Origin of the sequence: Gillisella taibaishanensis, from assembly GCF_001938985.1 — a bacterium.
Classification (GTDB): Bacteria; Pseudomonadota; Alphaproteobacteria; order Rhizobiales; family Rhizobiaceae; genus Allorhizobium; species Allorhizobium taibaishanense.
In genome coordinates this window covers 96,994-118,196 of record NZ_MKIN01000018.1, presented here as the reverse complement: position 1 = coordinate 118,196, position 21,203 = coordinate 96,994, and the positions used below count along the sequence as shown (strand labels likewise).

Here is a 21,203-nt window from a genome sequence, read left to right as displayed (position 1 = left end):
TGCGTTTCTGGTCTTTCCGGCCATTCGGCCTCGGCCTCTAATGCCCCATCGACACCTTGCCACCCAATTTGACATTGCGCAGCGTCAGGGCCAGCGGGATGGCGCAGAGCGAAATCAGCGTCAGCACCCAGAAGGCATCCATATAGGCGAGGAATGACGCCTGGCTTTGCACCTGGTTGTTGATCCAGGCCAGCGCCTGCTGCTGGGCCGTGCCCTGGGAACTGCCCTGCCCCATGAAATAATTGGTCACCTGGCTCAAGGTCTGCTGATACGCCTGGCTGGAGGGGATGACATGTTCGATCAGGCGGCTTTGATGGGTCTGTTCGTGGTGGCTGATGATGTTTGAAATCAGCGAAACCCCAATCGACCCGCCGGTATTGCGGGCAGCATTGAGCAGTGCAGACGCCTGGTCGGTCTTGCTGGGCGGCAGGCCATAGTAGGAAGCCGAGGTGATCGGCAGGAAGATCAGCGGCAGGCCGAGCCCCTGCACCATGCGAGCCTTGGCCAGATACCAGAAACCGGTATCGCCATAGGCTTTCGTGACCAGATACATGGCGAGTGCCACGAAACCGGCACCTGCGGCAATCAGATATTTCGGCTGGACCCGCGATGACAGCATACCAACGACGAACATCATCGACATCGTGACCATGCCGCCCGGCGACAGCATCAACCCGGCCCAGGTGGCGGTATAGCCCAGATTTTCCTGTACGAATTGCGGCAGATACTGGGTGGTGGCCAGAAGCAGCGCGCCCGTTGCCATCATCACCAAGAAACAGGCCCCGAATTGCCGGCTTGCCAACATACGGACGTCAACCGCCGGGTTCTTGTGCTTGAGCTCCCAGGGAATGGTCAGCGCAAAGGCAAGTACGCAGATGACGCTGGCGATAATAATGAAGTCGGAGGCGAACCAATCGTCTTCCAGGCCCCGGTCGAGCACCAGTTCCAGCGTGCCGAGAAAGGTGGCGACGAGGCCAAAGCCGATCCAGTCAAAACCGCCATGCTCCTTACGGGCCTTGGCGCGTTCATCGGCGCTGCCTTCGGGATCGCGGATCAGCATGGCCACGGCAAACAGCGTTAGCGCGCCGACCGGGCCGTTGATCAGGAAGCACCAGTGCCAGGAGAAATTATCCGAAAGCCAACCGCCCAGCGTCGGGCCGACCACCGGCGCCACCACGACGGCGACGCCGAAAAGGGCAAAGCCCTGGCCGCGTTTTTCCGGTGGAAAGCTGTCGGCCAGGATAGACTGCGCCACCGGCACCATGCCGCCGCCACCGATGCCCTGCAGAACACGCGCAATCAACAGGACCTGCAGATTGGGTGCAAAGCCGCACAGCACGGAACTGACGGTAAACAGCGCCAGACAGCCGAGGAAGAAGGTCTTGCGGCCAAGCACCCGCACCATATAGCTGGTTGCCGTAACGATGACGGCGTTGGCGACGAGATAGGTGGTTACCACCCAGGATGCCTCGTCCTGACTGACGCCGAGGCCGCCCGAAATATAGTTCAAGGCAACATTGGCAATGGTTGTGTCAAGCACTTCCATGAAACTGGCAAGCGCCACGACCACGGCAATGATCCAGGGATTGACCGCAGGGCGGCCAGCCGGCCGGGCGTTCATAACTTGCTCCTCATGCGTTCATAGAGCGAGGGGCTGGGGTCGACGCGCACGGTAGGCTCCACCGACATGCCGGGGCCGAGCGTCACATCACTGGGCACATCGTCAAGCACGATCTTGACCGGCACGCGCTGGACGATCTTCACGTAATTGCCCGTAGCGTTTTCGGCCGGCAGCAGCGAGAAAGCCGTGCCGGAGCCGGGCTGGACGCTATCGACATGGCCGCGGATTTCCCGGCCCGGGTAAGCGTCAAAAGTGACGGTCACAGGCTGGCCAGGCCGCATCAGGTTCAGCTGGGTTTCCTTGAAGTTGGCGGTGATCCACAGCTTGTCGGGCACGAACATCGCCACATTGGTGCCGGCCTGAACGTACTGGCCCTCACCGGAAGACAGCTGCACGACGCGGCCCGGCTGGACGGCCGAGATGACAGTGTAAGACAAGTTGAGCTTTGCCTGCTCAAGCGCCGCCTCGTCCTGCTTCACCGTTGCCTGCGCGCTGGAGATCTGGAACTGATAGGCATCGAGCTGCCGCTGGGCGGCAACCAAGGCGGCCTGGTCTGTGGTCAGCGTCGCCTGCTGCTGATGCAATTGCGATTCATATTGTTGGGCGCTCTGCGTGGTGCCGGACCCGTTCTGCATCAAGGTCTGATACCGGTCATACTGCTGCTGGGCGAAAATCAGGTTGGCCTTGGCCTGTTCGATCTGGGCTTTTTCCTCTTCCACCGTCGCCTGCTGCACGGTCCTCTGCGCCTCGGTATTCTGCAAACTGGCGCGAGCCTGCTCGACCTGCGCCTGCGATTGGGCAAGCGATGTCTGGTAGTCGCGGTCATCGATGCGGGCGATGACGTCCCCGGGCTTCACATGCTGATTGTCGGTGACGGGAACGGCGGTGACATAGCCCGCAACCCGCGTGGCAATGGCGAATTGCCGAGCGGCGATGAAGGCATCATCAGTGCTTTCATAGCGGTTGCTGTCATCCCAATAAATATAAGCGCCGACGGCGACGACAGCGAGCAGGCTGGCGCCGATCAGCAAGCGGCGCCGGCGGCGCGACTTGCGGCCGGGTTTGTCTTCACTCTGGGCATGGCCTTTATCCTGCTGGTCAGCACCTGGTTCGGCCTGCTGCGTCTCAGCGGGTTCGGTCTTTGGAGCGTCCTCCTGGTCGTGGCGTGCCGTCTCCGCTGACTGGTCATCCTCTCCCACTGATCTTCCCACTGGCCCTCCCGCTGGTCTTCCCGCATGGCCGCCGGGCCTGGTGTCGAGAAGGATGACCTTTCCTGAATTCCCGTCCTGAGGCGCCTTCATGACCTGACCTCTCTCCTGTTTCCTGAATAAAAGAAACGAAACGTTTCATTTTTTATTGACCTAGATCTGGAGCCGGTGGTAGTCAAGACTGACGGGCACAAAAGAATCACCTGTAACGAAAGAGTGAGGGCGAGTTTTGAGTACCGAGACGCGAAAGCGACAGCCGACGGCGAAGAAGCTGCAACCAAACCATTCCCTGCCCAGCAAACCGCGACGCGGCAGGCCGCCGCGCGAGATGGCGGGAGAGGTAGAAGATAGGATTGTCGAAGCAGCTCTCAAGGTCTTCATCGCACGCGGCTATGAAGGCGCCAGCATCGACGAGATCGCCGAAGTGGCACGGGCCGGTAAACCAAGCATCTATGCGCGCTTCACCAACAAGGAGACGCTGTTTCGGGACGTCGTGCTACGCTGGTCGCAAAAATCGACGGCAAACCTGCTGGTCTGCAGCGGCGGCGATATCGAAAAGCGTTTTCAATCGATGGCGCTGACCATCGTGCGCAACGTCATCAAGGAAGAGACCGTCGGTCTGATGCGCAGCGTCATTGCCGAAGTCACGCGCCATCCGGAACTGGCGACGACGATCCACTACGCGCTGCGCGAACATACGGTCAAACTGGTGACATCGCTTATCCTGGATATGGTGGACGCAGAGGAAACCCGTGACCTGACCGCGTTTGCCCCCGACAACCTCGCGGCAACCGCCCGCCGCTTCATCGATACCGTGCTTTTGCCACAGATGGTCTCCGCGCTGTTTCACGCTGACCTGACGCCGGTGCGCGAGCAGATGGAAGACAACGTCCGTAAAACCGCGTCCTTCTTTCTGCGCGGCTGCGGTTTCGAGCCGAAAGCCCCGGTCCAGACCTCGGCAGACGGTAAGGCGAACGGCTAACAGTTAGCCCATGATGCAGAGCCATGGCCATCTGGCCTTGTAGTCCTGACATTTGCTCAGAAATCGATCCGGCTGAACATTGTTTGGATTGGTGCGCAGATGGCCGTTTTCCATGTCTTCAAATCCGTTGGGCGCATAGACTGTGCCGGTCTCAATGCAGATGCCGAGCTTGGTGCAGGCAATCAGGAAGCGGTCGATTCCATCCGTGGCGGATGTCAGCGGCGGACAGGTCCTGCCAAATTTTTGTAAATACCAGAGATGGACACGCGCCTGATTTCTGATCTGAACCTTGTCTGCCAGCGGACCGAGCAGGTCTTTCGCCCGCTGAATGACCGCATTTTCCGCCTCCCAGGACAGATCGTCGTCACAGAAATAGAAGAGGTCATAATCCCTGATCGCCCAATCCGGCGGGTTGTTGCTTCTCAGGTTCCAGACGGTCTGAAACAGGCAACCCGCCGTCAGCATGGCCTGCGGCAGGTGCAGGTCCGGGAGCATATCGAGCAAGCGGCGGTTGGTGTCGTTGCGCTTGATTTGCTCGATGAACTGTTGCGACGATAAAGACATCATTGATCGCCTCTCTGGTTTCCGGCTGGTTTCGACAATGCCCGTAATGCGGGTCTTGTCCGAAAGCTCCTTGTGCCATGTCCTGTCCTTCCATAAGCAATGGATATTCCCTGACAACAACCCGTGCGCCGGAAGAGTGAGACGATGCCGATCATCAAAACCGAAGACGCACCGCTCGATATCGGCACCGCAGAAGGCCTCCACGCCGAGCTCGGTCCCTATGGCGCCAGGCGTTTAAGCGATGCCGGCGGGCTGACGCAGTTTGGAGTGCTTCTCGAAACCCTGCCGCCGGGTTCTCGCTCCTCCCACAAACATTGGCACGAGCAGGAAGACGAGTTCATCTACATGCTCTCGGGAACCGCCACCTTGCTCGAAGGCGAAGCCGTGAACGAACTACATCCGGGCGATGCCGCCACCTTCAAAGCCGGTACGCCGCTCGGCCATTGCCTAGAAAACCGCAGCAGCGAGAATTGCGTCTATCTCGTCGTCGGCAGCCGCTCTCCCAATGAAACCGTCCATTACAGCGATAAGGACATGATCCTCACCAAGGTGAATTTCGTCAAAAGCCTGACGGACCGGGCGGGCAAGCCGCTTACGGATTGAGCCACCCCTCCCCGTAAACCACCCGCTCCACTCCGGTAAACCGCGCCAGTCGCCCCAGTTCCTGATCGAGTTTCTCCAGCCGTCCGGTCGACGGTCGCACGCCTTTTTCCAGCCAGAGCCGTTTGACGTCGAGCGTGCCGGCTTTGCGATTGGCCTTCATGTCGATCCGGCCGATCAGCCGGTCGCCCTCCAGGAGCGGAAAGACGTAGTAGCCGTATTGGCGCTTCGGCTCGGGCACGAAAACCTCAATGCGGTAGAAGAAGCCGAACAGGCGCTCGGTGCGAGCCCGGTCGCGGATCAGCGGATCAAAGGGGCTGAGCACGCGGACACGCCCGGGCGGTTCCGGCGGCGCCAAGAGCATGGGCAGCCGATCGGCCAGCGTCAGCGACAGACGCGGCTTGCCGCCATCGGCGGGTGCAATTTCCACCTCTTGCAGTTCGGCGCGATGGGCATCTACCCAATGCTTCGCCTCCTGCGATGTCACCAGATTCCAGAAGGCCGCGATTTCGCCTGATGTGGCAAAGCCCAACCGGATCAGCGCCTCGCGGCAGGCCCAGTCGATAAAGGCCTCTTGGCTGACCTCGACCTCAGCATGATCAGAGGCGATGCAGCGTTCGGTGAGATCATAGATCTTCTGGAAATTGTCGCGTCCCGATATCGCCAGCTTGCCGGTGCGCCAGAGAAATTCCAGCGCGGTCTTTGACGGATGCCAGTTCCACCAGCCGCCGGACTTGTGATCGCCCTCTTTCAATTCACGCGATAGGGCCGGCCCGTGCTCGGCAATCCGCCGATAGGTTTCCTCGAAGGCATCTTCAAAGCCCGGCTCGCGCCAATTGCGCCAGCGCTCCAGAATCCGGCTTTCCTCGCGGCGGAACCGGTGCTTCCAATAGGGAAAGAAGGCGGCGGGCAGGATCGAGGCATCGTGGGTCCAGTGCTCGAACAGCAGCCGGTCCTGCTCCAGCAGCGCCGTCAGATCCTCACGCCGATAGGTCTGGTTGCGCGAAAACAGGATCTGGTGATGGGCGCGCTCTACCGTGCCGATGCTATCGACCTGCACGAAGCCGAGATCGGTGATCAGCGCCAGCAACCCGTCACGCCCCAGCGCCCGTCCCATTGCCCGCCCAGGCGGCCGCGACAGCGCCTGCCGCTCCAGAAAAATCCGCCTTGCGGTGGGATTGTCGATCCTGATCGTCATGGGACGACGATCACAGCAGAGGGCGGAATGAAAAGATGGCCGCTCCCCAACCCTCCCCACAAGGGGGAGGGAGCAGGTTGAGGACAGCTCCAGCCTTGTGCCTCTTGAAGATTTGCAATGAAAACCATCGGCTTACCAGACATACGACCGGCCCCCTCCCCCTTGTGGGGAGGGTTGGGGGAGGGGTTTTCCTGACGCACAGTCCTGCGCGTCGTGTATTGTGACCGACGATAGGATATGTTCTCTTTTTGTTCAAGACGAAATCCGCCTTGAATGCGGGTTCACCTTCTCTCCGCAACACCTTTCGCCATCACGCAGAGCAGTTCGAACAGCATGGTGGCGCCAGCGAGCGCGGTCATGCCGCCGACATCGAAAGGGGGTGCGACTTCGACCACGTCGGCGCCGACGATATTGACGCCGTCGAGCCGCCGCACCATGGCCTGGGCCTCGCGGGTCAGGAAGCCGCCGATCTCGGGCGTGCCGGTGCCAGGCGCCATCGACGGATCGATGCAGTCGATATCGAAGCTGACATAGGTCGGGCCAGTGCCAGCAATGGCGCGGGCTTCCGCCATCACATCGTCGACGCTGCGGGCGCAAAACTCTTCCATGTAGATGATGCGGATGCCCTGATCCTTCGCCCATTGATGTTCGTCGAGTTCGTAATTGGAGCCGCGAATGCCGATCTGCACCATGCGTTTCGGGTCGAGCAGACCTTCTTCGATGGCGCGACGAAACGGCGTGCCGTGGGTAAAGCGCTGGCCGCCGAAATAGCTGTCATTGGTATCGGAATGGGCGTCGAAATGGATGAGGCCAACGGGCCGGGACTTGGCGACGGCCCGCAGCACCGGCAGCGTCGTCAGATGATCGCCGCCAGCCGACAGCGGCAGCGCACCGGCGGCCACAACAGCCGCAACGCCATCCTCTATCTGTTGCAGCGCCATCATCAGGTCGATGGGGTTGACGGCGAGGTCGCCGGCATCGGCAATATTGGCGAGATTGAACGGCTCGATCTTGGAGACGTGATGCACCCGGCGCATCAGGCTCGACTGGTTGCGGATTTCGCGCGGCCCATGGCGGGCGCCGGCCCGGTTGGTGGTGCCGCCATCCCAGGGAATGCCGATCAGCGCAATATCCAGCCCCTTGGCCGAGGTCACCGCCGGCAAGCGCATGAAGGTGGCATGGCCTGCAAAACGCGGCACTTCAGCGGCATCGATGGGCTGGTGGAAGGATGAGGTCACGGGCGCGGTCCTTGCGGTCATGGAGTTTGTCAGGGAAAAGTGGAACCCGGTTTTCCCGCAAAGACAAACGAAAAAAAGAATCTAGAGGCTGCCTGGTTCAATCTGAACCTGGCAGCCTCTAAGAGAAGGAACCGGCATCGGAGCAAATAGCAGGGCGGCTGTAAACGGAAAAATCCCGGATTTGCCTTTGCGGCTGCAGAGGTTATAGATCCCAGCACTGATGACGGGGTGACGTTTGTGCTGATCCAATTCGACCGGGCTACGGCCATATTCGATGGTCATGTGGCGCTGGAGCCTTTGACGCTGACGCTGACCGAGACGCGGATCGGCGTGATCGGCCTGAACGGCTCGGGCAAATCCACCTTCGCCCGGCTGATCAACGGCCTGGTCAAGCCGAGTGCCGGCTGCGTGACGCTTGATGGCCTGGATACGGCCAGGGATGCCAAAGCGGTGCTGGCGCTGACCGGCTTCATCTTTCAAAACCCAGCCAACCAGATCATTCTGCCCGTTGTCGGCGAAGATATCGCCATGGGGCCGCGCGCGCGGGGCCTAAAGGGCAAGGCGCTGGATGAGGCGGTCGGCGCGGTCGCGGAACGGCTCGGCATCGCCCATCTGCTGCTGCGCCGCCCTCATGAACTGTCGGGCGGTGAGTTGCAGCTGGCGGCGCTGGCCGCCGTGCTGGTCAACCGACCGAAACTCGTGATTTTCGACGAGCCAACCAACCAGCTCGACCTGAAAAACCGGAAACGGGTGGCTGCCACCATCCATGGGCTCGAAGAACAGGCGCTTGTCATCAGCCATGATCTGGAACTGATTGCCGATTTTCCCCGCGTACTCGTCTTCGATCGGGGCCGGCTAGCCTTCGACGGCGCAGCCGAGGATGCCATCGTCCGCTACAGGGAGATCGCCGCATGCTGACCAGCCTGCATGTCGAGGGCAATACCTGGCTGCATCGCCTGCCGGTGCGGCTGAAACTTGGCGGGCTGCTGGTCTTCGGTCTCGGTCTTGCCTTCAGCCTGTCCATGCCTTTGCAGGCGGCAGCCGCCGTTCTAACGGGCGGCCTCTATTTCAGCCTTGGCCTCGGGTTGCGCCCGGCGCTGCGGCGTATCCGGCCGATGCTGGTTAGCATTGCCGCGCTAGGCCTCTTCAATATCTACGCGCTCGACCTCGCGACATCGGTGACGCTGACGCTGCGGCTGGTCGCCATCCTGTTTCTCGCCTCGGCGATCACGGCCACCACTTCACTCGCGCAGTTCATGGCCGTTCTGGAGGAGGTACTGGCGCCGCTCGACCGGCTGGGTCTGGTGCGCGCCGCCGATGTCAGCCTGGCGCTTGGCCTCACCTTGCGCTTCGTGCCTGAGATCGCCAGCCAATACGAAGCGCTGAAGGCAGCGCACCAAGCGCGTGGCCTGCCGGTGCGGCTCCACCGGCTGTTGGGGCCGCTGTTCATCCTGGCGCTGAAACAGGCTGATTCGATTGCCGAGGCCATTGACGCGCGCGGCATTCGCGGCCACGAAAAGACACGCTGATTTTTTGGAGCATGGCGTTAACGTCATGCCGTCATGATTGGGAGATCACCATGACCACGCGAGATCTGGTTCTGATTGCCTTGTTTGCCGCCATCGTCGTGGTGCTCGGCCTCATTCCGCCGGTGCCGCTCGGCTTCATTCCGGTGCCGATCACCGCCCAGTCCATGGGCGTGATGCTGGCCGGCTGCATTCTCGGCGCCAAGCGCGGCGCGCTCGCCTATGCGCTGTTCGTGCTGCTGGTGGCCATGGGTCTGCCGGTTCTGTCAGGCGGACACGGCGGGCTGAATGCGCTGTTCGGCGCCACCGGCGGCTATATCTTCGGCTGGATTCTTGGCGCCTTCGTCACCGGCCTTGCGGCGGAACGCTTTATCCGCAATTCCTCGACCGCCAGCGGCCAGACCATCGGCTTCTTCGCCGCCAGCATCATCGGCGGCATCGGCGTGGTCTATGCCTGCGGCATGCCCTGGTGGAGCTTCGTGGCGGGCACCCCGATCGACAAGGTGCTGATCGGCTCGCTGGCCTTCCTGCCCGGCGACCTGATCAAGGCCGCCATCGCGGCGCTTGCCGCCCGCGCCGTCATGGTCGGCTATCCGCTACTGCCGAAGCGGGCCTGAATTTCTGTCACCATTCCCGCGTATAGCAGCTGCAGAACAAGAGGGCTGCCGCAGACATGGATGACAGATTGACGATCCCGACGGATCTGGTCGAGCGGCTGATCGCCGACCACTTTCCACAGTTTTCATCGCTGGCCGTCCAGCCGCTCGTCCCGGGCGGCTGGGACAACAGAAGTTTTCGCCTTGGCTTACAGATGATCATTCGTTTGCCAAGCGCCCAAAGTTACGAAGCGCAGGTGGCAAAGGAACAGCGCTTCCTGCCACTCCTGGCGCCGCATCTGCCGCTTCCCATTCCAGAGCCTGTCGCGATGGGGCGTCCGGGCCATGGCTATCCATTCTGCTGGGGCATCTATCGGTGGATCTCCGGCGAAACGGCCCTTTCGGCTGATATCACCGACCGCGATCAGTTTGCAGTTGATCTCGCAGGCTTCCTCAAAATCCTGCACAGAATGGATGGCGGGGATGGCCCGCCGGCTGGGGCACATAATTTCTATCGCGGCGGCTCACTCGCCACCTATGACCAGGAAAGCCGCGCAGCGATCGACCAGCTCGGCGAAGACATCGATGCTGATCGCGCATTATCACTTTGGGAGCAGGCCCTTGCCAGCCAGTGGCAGAAGCCGCCGGTCTGGCTGCATGGCGATATCGCGCCCGGAAATCTGCTTGTCGACAATGGCCGCCTCGCCGCCATAATCGATTTCGGTTGTTGTGGCACAGGCGACCCCGCCTGCGATCTCGCCATCGCCTGGACCTTCATGGATCGAGCGATCGCCGCGCGTTTTCGCGCCACACTCGACCACGACGAAGCGACCTGGACCCGTGCACGCGGCTGGGCCTTGTGGAAGACGCTGATCACCCTGCAAAAGCAGGTGGAAACCGGCGCCCCGGAGGCGACGGAAAGCCGGATCGTGCTTGAGCGCATCCTCGCAGAAGATCACGCCAACAAAGCCTAGATTTTGAAACCCGGCTGTTGGCTTCGCCTCAGAAAATCCAATCGACCCTGCACGGCAGGATTTGGGTCGTTGGCAAGATCGACGAGAGTCTTTTGTACCAAAGGCTTGAGCTCGTCCTCGTCGCGGCGCCTGGTCAGCAGATCAAGGGCGCGCCGACGGACCAAGCTTGAGCGGTCGTGCAGGGATGCAGTCAGAATCGGAACGATATCAACGTCTAACGTCAAAGGGCGTGTGCGCCATATCTCTTTGTCTTGATAACGCCCGAAAACCTTGTCGTGCCAAACTCTCTCGAACTTTCCAGTAGACCATCGTGCCTCTCGTTCCATGATGGAAACAAGAGCAAGCGTTCGAACGTGAGGCTGGCAGGCTCCAAGAGCCAAGTCAGGTAGGAAGCGATCAAAATTTGGACTGCGTGCGAGCAATCGAAACATCGTGGTTGAGCCGGATGACCGGCTCGCCGCCAATCTCGAAACAAGACCTTGCAGTTGCTCCTGTCTATTGGCGGCCGCACTGTAGAGAACCTCCTCGTGTTTCTGCTGCATGAACCACCGCCGCCATTCGGTGGATCGGGGCAGCAGATGCCAAAGCGCCTCCTCCCAAATTTCCGGTGGCGTTGACGCATAGCATCTATCAAATGTTATCTTCGCAACCCGCCTGATTTCGGGAACCCAATCGTTCAGCCTTAGCCCAAGGCCATAAGCTACAAAGGGATGATTCAGGGGTGAGGCCAGTCTTTCAAGTGCCATTTGCCGGAGAAACCCGTCATCATGGAAGAGGAAGATCTGGCTCAATGCCTGGCAAGCATTCAACTGCCTTTCGTGTTGCTTAACCCACTGCGTATTAAATGATTCGCTCCACCATGAGGGATCGTAACGGAGCGCGGCTTTGACAACCTTTTGAGTCTTTTGAAAATCGTACGAACTTTCAACGTCGTCGAGGATAGCCAACAGGGTCGAGGATGACGCGAAGTGGTATTTCGTTGAGGTCTGATCATCCAATCGCATCTCGGCCCGCGGCTCATCGGCAACGAATGGCGGCGGTTGTTCACTCTTATGAGCCCGATTGGGCGTAGGGGCCCGATTACGAGGATGCTTAAGCTTCAACCTGAAGATCTGAACCAGCTTTCTAACAAACTTTGCCAGGCGATGTGCCATCACGGCAGCCACTGATAGAGCCAGTCGCGCAGGGCTTCCGGCAGCGCTACCGGTTCGGCGCTATCCTTGTTGACGGCGGTCCAGGTGATTTCGACGTCGGCGGCGCGGGTTTTGGCGCTTTCGACCGAGATGGCGAAGCCGACGGATTTGCCGCCGATCTTGTCGACCTGCACGGTGAAGCGTAGCGGGTCGCCGGGGCCGAGGGCTTCATAGAGGCGGGCCTCGAATTTGGTGGTACGGAATTCCGGCTCGGTGCTGCCATCCTCCTGGCTCGGCCTTGCCTGCCAGAAGCGATGCAGCGCTTCCTCGGCAAGCGCCATCAGCGCGCTGGTGTTGAGCCGGCCGTTTAAGCCGACGTCGCGCAGGCCGACCGCCGTATCGGTAATGTCAAGCCGTTCTCTTTTCGCCATGGCCCTTGCCCTCCCTGCCGTGATCGCTCATGTAATGGCAAACAGATTTGTCGTGCAAGGTGACTGGATCATGACAACCCGGCTCTACGAAAATCCGATCTTCCTCGAGCACAATACGCCGGAGGGTCATCCTGAACGGGCCGACCGGCTGCGTTCGCTGAATATTGCGCTCAACCATCCGAATTTTTCGGCGCTGGAGCGGCGCGAGGCCCAACAGGCCAATGAGGACGCGGTCATGCTGGCCCATCCGGAAGAGCATTTCATCGCCGTGATGCGTCAGGTGCCCGAGGAAGAGGACCGGATCAACCAGCTGGAAGCCGATACCTACGCCTCGCAAAAGAGCCTGCAATGCGCGCTGACCGCCATTGGCGGGGCCATGGCCGCCGTGGATGACGTGATGACCGGGGCGGCCGACAATGTTTTCGTTGCCGGACGTCCGCCCGGCCACCACGCGGAAAAGACCAAGGCCATGGGCTTTTGCCTGTTCAACACGGTTGCCATTGCGGCCCGGCATGCGCAGCAGGCCTATGGCGTAGAGCGGGTGGCGATCGTGGATTGGGACGTGCATCACGGCAATGGCACGCAGGACATTTTTTGGGATGATAGTTCCGTGCTGTTCTGTTCCACCCACCAGATGCCGCTTTATCCCTGGACGGGCAAGAAGGACGAGGTCGGCCCGCACAAGACCATCGTCAACGCGCCTTTGTCGGCCAATAGCGGTTCGGATCATTTCCGCGAGGCGTTCAAGTCGCGGGTGCTGCCGGCGCTTCATGATTTTGCCCCCGACCTGATCCTGATTTCCGCTGGCTTCGATGCACATCACCGCGATCCGCTGGCGCAGATCAATCTGGTCGGCGAGGATTTCGATTGGGCGACCGGGCGACTAATGGAAGTGGCCGACCGCTTCGCCAAAAACCGGGTCGTCAGTCTGCTGGAAGGCGGCTATGATCTTGAAGGTTTGGCCGAATCGGCCGGAATGCATATCCTGCGACTGATGAAGGGTTGAGTATGAGTGACACCGCGACCGCCGATCTCTCCGGCTATTCCTTCGAAAAGGCCGTGGCCGAGCTAGAAAGTATCGTTGCCCGGCTGGAGCGGGGCGATGTGGCGCTCGACGAATCCATCGCTATTTATGAGCGCGGCGAACTGTTGAAGAAACATTGCGAGGCGCTACTGTCAGCTGCGGAAAACCGCATCGAAAAGATCCGCCTCGACCGCGCCGGCAAGCCTGCGGGCGCAGAGCCGCTCGACCGGGAGTAATATTGCTGACGATCACTCCATGGCGATGGAGTGATCGACCTGTGCCGGACCTTTTTTCCTCAGCAGCAACAGCAGCGGCATCACCAGCAGCGACATCACCATCAAAGCCCGGAAATCGTCGATATAGGCGATAATGGAGGACTGCGTTTGGATGACGCTGTCCAGCGCTGCCCGGCCGGCCGGGGTATAGGGGCTGAGACTCTGCGCCGCTGTTGCTTGGAAGGCGTGGTTATAGGGCGTCACCTGGGCGGCAATCTCGGCGTGATTGACCTGTCCGTTGCGCACCAGCAGCGCCGCCATCACCGAGATGCCGACGCTGGAGCCGATATTGCGCGACAGATTGTAAAGCCCGGTGCCATCGCCGCGCATCGAAGCCGGCAGGGTGGAAAAGGCGACTGTGGTCAGCGGCACGAACAGGAAGCCGAGGCCTGCACCCTGGATGAAGCCGACATAGACGATGGTCCATTGCGACACGGCGGGCGTCCAGCCGCTCATGGCATCCATGGCCCAGGCGGTCAGTCCAAGGCCCGTCGCCAGCAGCAGGCGGGTATCGACCTTGCCGATCAGCCGGCCGACCAGGAACATGCAGACCATGGTGCCGACACCGCGCGGGCCCATGACGATGCCGGCTGTGACGACGGGATAGCCCATCAGCGTTTGCAGATAGGGGGTCATCAGCGCCAGCGACGAGAAATAGGTGATGCCGACCACGAAAATGAACAGGAAGGACACCGCGAAATTGCGGTCGAGAAACAGGCGCGGATTGATGAAGGGCTTGTCGCGCGTGAAGGTGTGGACCATCAGCATGTAGAAGGCCACGCCGCAAACCAGCGCCTCGATGATGATTTCGCCTGATGAAAACCAGTCGAGCTGCTCGCCGCGATCCAGAAACAGCTGTAGCGCGCCGATCGATATGCTGGTCAGGGCAAAGCCCAGCCCGTCAAGCCGGGCGTTCCAGTCGATCTTGGTTTCGGTAACGAAGGCGGTGATGCCGATGAAGGCAAGCAGGCCGATCGGCACGTTGATGTAGAAGACCCAGCGCCAGCTGAGATGATCGGTCAGCCAGCCGCCCAGGACAGGCCCAAGCACCGGCCCGACCATGACGGACACGCCGAACAGCGCCATGGCGGCACCGCGCTCCTCCACCGAGTAGATATCGAGAAGAATGCCTTGCGACAGCGGCACCAGTGCCGCGCCGAAAAAGCCCTGCAACAGGCGAAAGCCGACGATCTGGTTCAGCGATTGCGCCAGGCCGCAGAGCACGGAGGCAAAGACGAAGCCGCAAATCGCCACCAGCAGCACGCGCTTGCGCCCGAAGCGGGCAGAGAGGAAGCCAGACGGCGGCGTCATGATCGCGGCGGCGACGATATAGGAGGTCAGCACCCAATTGATTTGGTCGGCGCTGGCGGAAACGCTGCCCTGGATATAGGGCAGCGCCACATTGGCGATGGTGCTGTCCAGCGCCTGCATGATCACGGCCAGGATGACGCAGGCCGTGATCGCACCGCGGTTGGCAATGACGGGTGCCGGCTTAGCGGCAGCGGCCGGCGTGCTCATCTGGCCGGCTCCGAAGCATAGGCGGTCTCCTGCCCGATCAGCGCCCTAACGAAATGCGGCAGGCCGTTGCGATGGCCGGTATCGATAGAGACTTCCGTGCTCATGCCGACCCGGAGCGGCGGCTTGTTTGCGCTGTCATCAACGGTAACGCGCATTGGAATGCGCTGCACCACCTTCACCCAGTTGCCCGAGGAATTCTGGGCTGGCAGCAGCGAGAAGCTGGAGGCCGAGGCCGGGCTGACGCTTTCGACCTTGCCATGCCATTCGACGCCCGGATAGCTGTCGACGGTGATGACCGCATCCTGGCCGGGCCGGACATAGGTGAGTTCGGTTTCCTTGGGGCTGGCGTCGATCCACAGATGTGTGTCGGAGACCAGCTGGAAACCGGCCTGTGCCGCCGCCATATAGCTGCCGGCCTGAAGGCTGCTGACATTGGTGACGATACCGCCGAATGGCGCACGCACCACGGTATGATCAAGCTCGCGACGGGCTTCATCCAGGGCGGCCTTGGCTTCCTGATAGGCCGGGTAAGTTTCGACCGGGGCATCGGGACGATTGCCGAGTTGCGCCAGCGTCACCTTGACGCCCGCCTCGGCTACGTCGACCTTCTGCTTGGCTGATATCAGCGCATGCTCGGCATCGTCGAGATTGGCCTGGCTGGCGACGGACGTGGTCTGCAGCTTCTGCTGGCGGTCGACGTTGGTCTGGTAATAGGGCAGATCGGCCTTGGCCTGGGCCAGTTCAGCCAGGCTTTGGCGATAGCTTTCCTGCAGGTTGAGGATCTGGTTCTTTGCCGCATCCAGCCGCGCTTCGTCGCCATCGACAGCTGCCTTGAAGGCGCGCTGGTCCAGGGTAAACAATACCTGGCCCGGCTTGACCGCCTCGCCTTCATGAACATCGACGCTTTTGACGATGCCGGAAATATCCGTGGTGACGCCGACCATGTCGGCTTGGATATAGGCATTATCAGTGGTCATCACCTGGCCGCCATTGACGTAGAAATAGCCGCCGGCAATCAGAACGACGGGTACAAGCCCAAAGAGGATGAGCCGCGTACGGGCCTTGCGACTGCGCTTTGGCTTGGTGGCAGCGTCGGAACTGGCGGTATCAGTGGTTTCAGGCTGCTTTTCAGGATTAGAGGACATATCGGACATATTATTCGCAAGCCGTCGACCGGCAGGCTCCCACAAGATTGGTCTTCATTGCCAAGAGAATTTCAAAGAAGCGGGCGAGATCCTCGGCGGAAATCCCCTCCAGCGCTTCGGCGCGGGTGGCGTCGCCACGCGCGTGCAACTCGCTGATCAGCGGCCGCGACAGATCGGTCAGGTGCAGGCGGTTGATCCGGCGGTCGGTCTCATCCGGCCGCCGCTCGATCAACCCCTTTTCACAGAGCTTGTCGGCGACGCGGGCGAGCGTGATCGGCTCGACCTCCATCATCTCGGCCAGTTGCTTCTGGCTCGCACCCTCAAGCCGGGCCAGATAGACCAGCGTCTGCCACTGCGTGCGCGTCAGACCAATGTCACGGGTGCGCTGCTCGAACCGCTTGCGCAGCAGACGGGCGACGTCGTGGAGGAGAAAACCGAGAGTAGGATTTTGCGGCATGGCGCGCCTTGATCGATAAGCACCCATATGATGAGCATGCTTATTATATAAATTGCAAGACTTGAATAGCAATACCTGTTTTAGATTTTATCCATGATAAAAAAGGCGCGCTCGCGTGCCTGTTAACAGGCCTTTTTGAGGCGCTTGTCCGGCTTTTCTCTTTCTCTCTTTGCCGCGGCACGGTTAAGGCCTATATAAATCATTACCTCCCCGCGCATGGATGCACCTCCGTCTGGCGCGCGGCGGTGCAGAGCATAATTCGACCGGAGTGAAACGAGATCGAGCGGTTATGCTTCAAAAATAAAACTTGGAGCGGCGAGCCCATTCGTCCAGCTTGCGCTCTGAAGACAGAAAAAGGCAGACTCCGTGACACCGAAGCTTGATACCCCTCTGCTCGATCAGATCGCCTATCCGGCGGATCTCAGAGATCTCGACGATCGCGTTCTGCCGCAACTGGCCCGTGAACTGCGCGACGAGATGATCGACGCCGTATCGGTAACCGGCGGCCATCTCGGGGCAGGTCTTGGCGTGGTCGAGCTGACCATCGCCATCCACAAGGTGTTCAACACGCCCGAAGACCGGCTGATCTTCGATGTCGGCCATCAATGCTATCCGCACAAGATCCTGACCGGCCGGCGCGACCGCATCCGCACGCTGCGCCAGGAGCACGGTCTTTCCGGCTTCACCAAGCGGGCCGAAAGCGAATACGACCCCTTTGGCGCCGCCCACTCCTCCACGTCGATTTCTGCCGGTCTCGGCATGGCCGTGGCTGCCGAGTTGGGACAGACCGACCGCAAGGTGCTGGCCGTGATTGGCGATGGCGCGATGTCGGCGGGTATGGCGTTTGAGGCGCTCAACAATGCGGGGGCGCTCGATGCGCGGCTGATCGTCATTCTCAACGACAACGACATGTCGATCGCGCCACCGACCGGCGCGATGAGTGCCTATCTGGCGCGGCTTGCCTCCGGGCGCACCTATATGGGCATGCGCGAGATCGGCAAGAAACTCACTGCCTATCTCGGCAAGAATATCGATCGGGCGATCACCCGCGCCGTCGAGCATGCGCGCGGCTATGTGACTGGCGGCACGATGTTCGAGGAAATGGGCTTCTACCATATCGGCCCTATCGACGGTCATTCCTTCGACCACCTGCTGCCTGTGCTGCGCAATGTGCGCGACAATGCCAAGGGGCCGGTGCTGATCCATGTGGTTACGCAAAAGGGCAAGGGCTATGCGCCTGCCGAAGCGGCGGCCGACAAGTATCATGCCGTCAACAAATTCGATGTTATCGACGGCACCCAAGCCAAGGCGAAGCCGAACGCGCCGAGCTATACCGCCGTTTTCGCCGAGGCGCTGGTCGAGGAAGCCCGCCACGATGAGAAGATCGTCGGCATCACTGCCGCCATGCCATCAGGCACCGGGCTCGACAAGTTGCAGGCGCTTTATCCAGAGCGCACCTTCGATGTCGGCATTGCCGAACAGCATGCGGTCACCTTTGCAGCAGGACTTGCCGCCGAGGGCTACAAGCCGTTCTGCGCGCTCTACTCCACCTTCCTGCAACGCGGCTATGACCAGGTCGTGCATGACGTCGCCATCCAGGGACTGCCGGTGCGCTTTCCCATCGACCGGGCCGGCTTCGTCGGCGCCGACGGGCCGACCCATGCCGGGTCCTTCGATACCGGTTTCCTGGCAAGTCTGCCCGGTTTCGTGGTGATGGCTGCGGCTGATGAGGCGGAATTGAAACATATGGTGCGCACCGCCGCCGCCTATGACGCTGGTCCCATCTCCTTCCGCTACCCGCGTGGCGAAGGCGTGGGCGTGCAGATGCCGGAGCGCGGCGAGATCCTTGAGATCGGCAAGGGCCGGATCATCAAGGAAGGCACCAAGGTGGCGCTGCTCTCCTTCGGCACACGGCTTGCCGAATGTCTCGTTGCGGCCGAAGATCTCGATGCCGCCGGGTTGTCGACCACGGTTGCCGATGCGCGCTTTGCCAAGCCGCTCGATGTCGAGATGATCCGCCAGCTCGCCCGCCATCACGCCGTCCTGATCACCGTCGAGGAAGGCGCCGTCGGCGGCTTCGGATCGCAGGTGCTGCATATGCTCGCCAATGAGGGCCTGCTCGATACCGGCCTGAAGGTCCGCAGCCTGGCGCTGCCGGATCTGTGGATGGATCAGGCCAAGCCCGAGGTGATGTATGAAAAGGCCGGCCTCGACGCCAAGGGCATCGTCGCCACTGTCTTTGCCGCTCTCTCCTGCGATACGCTGCCCCAGGATGGTCGCCTGCGCTGAGGGTGAACGAGAGTGACGAACTCACTCTCCTGGAATGCTCTAGCGCTCTCCGATAACAAGGCCGAAAAACGACAATGCCGCCGGCTCCAGCCGGCGGCATTGTCGTTTCACGCACTATGTCTGGGGTGGGATCAGCTCAGAATTCCGACCATTCCTGTTTCACCTGTGCCGAACCGCCGGCACCGAAGGCCTTGCCGATCTTCGCGGCCAGCGTCCTGGCCGGAGAGGCCACGGGGCGGTGCGAGGATTGAGCCGTGGCCGGGTGCGCGGCGCCAGCATTGAAGGACGTGCGGCTGGCCAGAGTGAACTGGCTGACGAGCATTTTCAGCCGGTTGGCTTCGTTGGCCAGCGCGCCGGCGGCGGCCGTCGACTGTTCTACCATCGCGGCGTTCTGCTGGGTGGTCTGGTCCATCTGGTTGACGGCAGAATTGACTTCCGCAAGACCGGTGGACTGTTCGCGGGCCGAGGTGGCAATCGCTTCCATCAGCTGGTTGATCTGCACCACATGGTCGCCGATCGACTTGAGCGCGACGCCGGTTTCGCGCACCAGGCGCACGCCGTTGTCGACTTCTGCAGAGGAATTATGGATGAGACCCTTGATCTCCTTGGCGGCATTGGCCGAGCGCTGGGCAAGCTCGCGGACTTCCTGAGCCACGACCGCAAAGCCCTTGCCGGCTTCGCCTGCGCGGGCGGCTTCGACACCGGCATTCAGCGCCAGCAAGTTGGTCTGGAAGGCGATCTCGTCGATGACGCCGATGATGTTGGAAATCTGCTGTGAACTTTCCTCGATCCGGCGCATCGCGTCTTCGGCCTGGTTGACGACCTGCGACGAGTGGACGGCGCTGTGGCTGGCGGTAACGGCCACCGAGCGGGCCTCCTCTGTGCGCTTGGAGGAATTGCTGACATTGACGGTGATCTCGTCCAGGGCAGCGGCCGTCTGCTCCAGCGCTGCGGCCTGCTGTTCGGTGCGCTTCGAAAGGTCGTTGGCGCCATCGGCAATTTCGCGGGTGCCGTTTTCCATGCCTTCGACTGTTGTGAGAACCGAGCCGATCGTGGTGCCGAGCTGTTGCAGCGAGGCGTTGAAGTCCTGGCGCAATGGCTCGTATTCGGCGGCGAAGGGCTCGTTGAGCTGGAACGAGACATCACCACCGGCCAGGCGCTTCAAGCCTTCGCCGAGCGTCTGGGTAGCGAAGCGCAGATTGGCGGCTTCCTGTTCGGCCTGCTTCTGGTGGGCGGCCTGGGTGCGGGCCGTCTCGTCGCGGGCGGTGGTGGCCTGGTCTTCCAGCTGGCGATTGGCGATCGCATTCTTGCGGAACACTTCGACGGCATCGGCCATGTGACCGACTTCGTCCTTGCGGCCGATGCCGGGGATATCGACTGTGGTATCGCCGGTGGCAAGGCTGCGCATCGACTGAGTAATGCGTACAAGCGGAGCAATCAGGCTCTTGTTGAGCAGGAGCAAGGCGAAACCGACAACCGCGAACAGCATGACGCTGCCAATGATGATGTTATTGCGGGCATCGTCAGCGGCGGCCTGCGCCTCGTCCGAACGGAGGGTCAGCAGCTTGCTTTCTTCGTCGGAGATTTCCTTGGCCTTGGCGCGGACGCCGTCCATATACTGCTTGCCGGCACCGGACACTTCAAGCGCCCGGCCCTGTTCCACGGTCGCAGGGTTTCTCGTCAGGGCGATTTCCTGGGCGACGACCTTGGTCTGCCAATCCTTGACTGTCGCGTCCAGTTCGGCGAGCCGCTTTTGCTGCACGGCATTATCCGCGGTCAGCTGGCGCACCGCCGCGTAGGCATCGGCGTAATGCTGCATGCCAGCCTTCTGTGGATCGAGAAACTTCTCGTCACCACCCGACAGGAGATAGGCACGAATGCCGGTTTCCTGATCGACCATGGCGCCGATGATGGCATCCATCTTCTGCAGAACGATATAGGTGTGAACCGTCATATCAGACGCTTCTTCCTGGTGGTTGAGCGAACGCCAGCTCACCAGACTGATCAAAAGGCTCACGACCAGCAAGGCCGCAAAGGTCAAACCGACCTTCGCCACGATGCGCATGTTGTCCAGCAGTCCCATTTTTCAAACCCTTAATACAGCCTAGCAGATCGCATCGCGACTTCGGCCATCGTTCCCAAAGCCCGATATGGGCGAATAAGCCGGCTCTCCCCGGCGGGAGGCAGCAACGGCAGCGGGGTCAAACAATGGTTAATATTGTATTTGCCCTTGAGAAGGGTTTATCTCTTATATGCCTTAAAGAATTTATAATCATGCACATGAATATCTCTTATCAAACATGGCAACGACAATATTTTCGGTGCAATGCTAACGCTAAACGGAAGTATACTCTACCTAAGCGCGCCGAATTTCGAGGCTGTTGCCGCTCTCAAACAATTAGAAGGCCGGATTTGCGACATTCT

The 21,203-nt window shown here is 60.8% G+C and carries 20 protein-coding genes; 9 read left to right on the top strand and 11 right to left on the bottom strand.

Annotated features, from left to right (window positions below; translation table 11 throughout):
* Window positions 1–37: 37 nt before the first annotated feature.
* Together BJF91_RS02835 and BJF91_RS02830 are read right to left on the bottom strand one after the other, a co-directional pair.
* Window positions 38–1,621 (bottom strand): DHA2 family efflux MFS transporter permease subunit, encoded by a 1,584-nt coding sequence (locus BJF91_RS02835; RefSeq protein ID WP_075612966.1) that lies wholly within the window; start codon window positions 1,619–1,621, stop codon window positions 38–40.
* On the bottom strand, window positions 1,618–2,832 hold the full coding sequence (locus tag BJF91_RS02830; protein ID WP_075612965.1) for an HlyD family secretion protein: 1,215 nt from the start codon (window positions 2,830–2,832) through the stop codon (window positions 1,618–1,620). Before BJF91_RS02830 ends, BJF91_RS02835 begins: the two co-directional genes overlap by 4 nt.
* A gap of 325 nt (window positions 2,833–3,157) precedes the next feature.
* Here BJF91_RS02830 and BJF91_RS02825 point away from each other — a divergent pair, with 325 nt between their 5' ends.
* Window positions 3,158–3,811 carry a TetR/AcrR family transcriptional regulator gene (locus BJF91_RS02825; protein ID WP_075612964.1) on the top strand — a complete coding sequence of 218 codons (654 nt, stop codon included), beginning with the start codon at window positions 3,158–3,160 and terminating at the stop codon, window positions 3,809–3,811.
* Window positions 3,812–3,814: 3 nt separating this feature from the next.
* Here the strand turns inward: BJF91_RS02825 and BJF91_RS02820 are convergent, their stop codons facing one another.
* Window positions 3,815–4,378, bottom strand: a complete 564-nt coding sequence (locus tag BJF91_RS02820) for a nucleotidyltransferase family protein (protein ID WP_324615701.1) — start codon at window positions 4,376–4,378, stop codon at window positions 3,815–3,817.
* Between the two features lie 141 nt (window positions 4,379–4,519).
* On the opposite strand from BJF91_RS02820, the gene BJF91_RS02815 reads away from it, so the two are divergent.
* Window positions 4,520–4,978 (top strand): cupin domain-containing protein, encoded by a 459-nt coding sequence (locus tag BJF91_RS02815; RefSeq protein ID WP_075612963.1) that lies wholly within the window; start codon window positions 4,520–4,522, stop codon window positions 4,976–4,978.
* Here the strand turns inward: BJF91_RS02815 and BJF91_RS02810 are convergent.
* A complete protein-coding gene (locus BJF91_RS02810) occupies window positions 4,968–6,173 on the bottom strand; it encodes a winged helix-turn-helix domain-containing protein (protein WP_075612962.1) in 1,206 nt (401 codons plus the stop codon). The two genes, BJF91_RS02815 and BJF91_RS02810, sit on opposite strands and share 11 nt — an antisense overlap.
* Before the next feature lie 281 nt (window positions 6,174–6,454).
* Window positions 6,455–7,432 carry an agmatinase gene (gene speB / locus BJF91_RS02805; RefSeq protein ID WP_075612961.1) on the bottom strand — a complete coding sequence of 326 codons (978 nt, stop codon included), beginning with the start codon at window positions 7,430–7,432 and terminating at the stop codon, window positions 6,455–6,457.
* Between the two features lie 216 nt (window positions 7,433–7,648).
* Between speB and BJF91_RS02800 the strand changes: the two genes are divergently transcribed.
* The 4 genes from BJF91_RS02800 to BJF91_RS02785 are packed head-to-tail and all read left to right on the top strand — an operon-like array spanning window position 7,649 to window position 10,507.
* A complete protein-coding gene (locus tag BJF91_RS02800) occupies window positions 7,649–8,329 on the top strand; it encodes an energy-coupling factor ABC transporter ATP-binding protein (protein WP_075613090.1) in 681 nt (226 codons plus the stop codon).
* Complete coding sequence (locus BJF91_RS02795; protein WP_083943063.1) at window positions 8,323–8,940, top strand: energy-coupling factor transporter transmembrane component T family protein; 618 nt, start codon at window positions 8,323–8,325, stop codon at window positions 8,938–8,940. The genes BJF91_RS02800 and BJF91_RS02795 overlap by 7 nt, the downstream gene beginning before the upstream one ends.
* A 50-nt stretch (window positions 8,941–8,990) precedes the next feature.
* Entirely contained in the window at window positions 8,991–9,554 is a 564-nt protein-coding gene (locus BJF91_RS02790) for a biotin transporter BioY (RefSeq protein ID WP_075612960.1), read from the top strand.
* Window positions 9,555–9,610: 56 nt separating this feature from the next.
* Complete coding sequence (locus BJF91_RS02785) at window positions 9,611–10,507, top strand: aminoglycoside phosphotransferase family protein (protein ID WP_075612959.1); 897 nt, start codon at window positions 9,611–9,613, stop codon at window positions 10,505–10,507.
* Here BJF91_RS02785 and BJF91_RS02780 read toward each other — a convergent pair.
* On the bottom strand, window positions 10,504–11,505 hold the full coding sequence (locus BJF91_RS02780) for a HEAT repeat domain-containing protein (RefSeq protein ID WP_139310562.1): 1,002 nt from the start codon (window positions 11,503–11,505) through the stop codon (window positions 10,504–10,506). The genes BJF91_RS02785 and BJF91_RS02780 overlap by 4 nt on opposite strands.
* Window positions 11,506–11,660: 155 nt before the next feature.
* Complete coding sequence (locus tag BJF91_RS02775; protein WP_075612957.1) at window positions 11,661–12,071, bottom strand: acyl-CoA thioesterase; 411 nt, start codon at window positions 12,069–12,071, stop codon at window positions 11,661–11,663.
* Between the two features lie 70 nt (window positions 12,072–12,141).
* Here BJF91_RS02775 and BJF91_RS02770 point away from each other — a divergent pair, with 70 nt between their 5' ends.
* Window positions 12,142–13,077, top strand: a complete 936-nt coding sequence (locus BJF91_RS02770; protein WP_075613088.1) for a histone deacetylase family protein — start codon at window positions 12,142–12,144, stop codon at window positions 13,075–13,077.
* Window positions 13,078–13,079: 2 nt separating this feature from the next.
* Window positions 13,080–13,331 (top strand): exodeoxyribonuclease VII small subunit, encoded by a 252-nt coding sequence (locus tag BJF91_RS02765; RefSeq protein WP_075612956.1) that lies wholly within the window; start codon window positions 13,080–13,082, stop codon window positions 13,329–13,331.
* 12 nt (window positions 13,332–13,343) lie between these two features.
* Here BJF91_RS02765 and BJF91_RS02760 read toward each other — a convergent pair whose 3' ends face one another.
* From BJF91_RS02760 to BJF91_RS02750, 3 genes are read right to left on the bottom strand one after another with little or no spacing between them, the layout of a single operon-like run.
* Complete coding sequence (locus BJF91_RS02760) at window positions 13,344–14,888, bottom strand: DHA2 family efflux MFS transporter permease subunit (protein ID WP_075612955.1); 1,545 nt, start codon at window positions 14,886–14,888, stop codon at window positions 13,344–13,346.
* Window positions 14,885–16,042 carry an HlyD family secretion protein gene (locus tag BJF91_RS02755; protein WP_407639852.1) on the bottom strand — a complete coding sequence of 386 codons (1,158 nt, stop codon included), beginning with the start codon at window positions 16,040–16,042 and terminating at the stop codon, window positions 14,885–14,887. The genes BJF91_RS02760 and BJF91_RS02755 overlap by 4 nt, the downstream gene beginning before the upstream one ends.
* A 1-nt stretch (window position 16,043) precedes the next feature.
* Window positions 16,044–16,490, bottom strand: coding sequence for a MarR family winged helix-turn-helix transcriptional regulator (locus BJF91_RS02750; RefSeq protein ID WP_075612954.1), 447 nt, complete (start codon window positions 16,488–16,490; stop codon window positions 16,044–16,046).
* 366 nt (window positions 16,491–16,856) lie between these two features.
* Here BJF91_RS02750 and dxs point away from each other — a divergent pair, with 366 nt between their 5' ends.
* Complete coding sequence (dxs, locus tag BJF91_RS02745; protein ID WP_075612953.1) at window positions 16,857–18,779, top strand: 1-deoxy-D-xylulose-5-phosphate synthase; 1,923 nt, start codon at window positions 16,857–16,859, stop codon at window positions 18,777–18,779.
* Window positions 18,780–18,915: 136 nt separating this feature from the next.
* On the opposite strand, the gene BJF91_RS02740 is transcribed toward dxs, so the two are convergent.
* Window positions 18,916–20,862, bottom strand: coding sequence for a methyl-accepting chemotaxis protein (locus BJF91_RS02740; RefSeq protein WP_075612952.1), 1,947 nt, complete (start codon window positions 20,860–20,862; stop codon window positions 18,916–18,918).
* Between the last annotated feature and the right edge of the window lie 341 nt (window positions 20,863–21,203).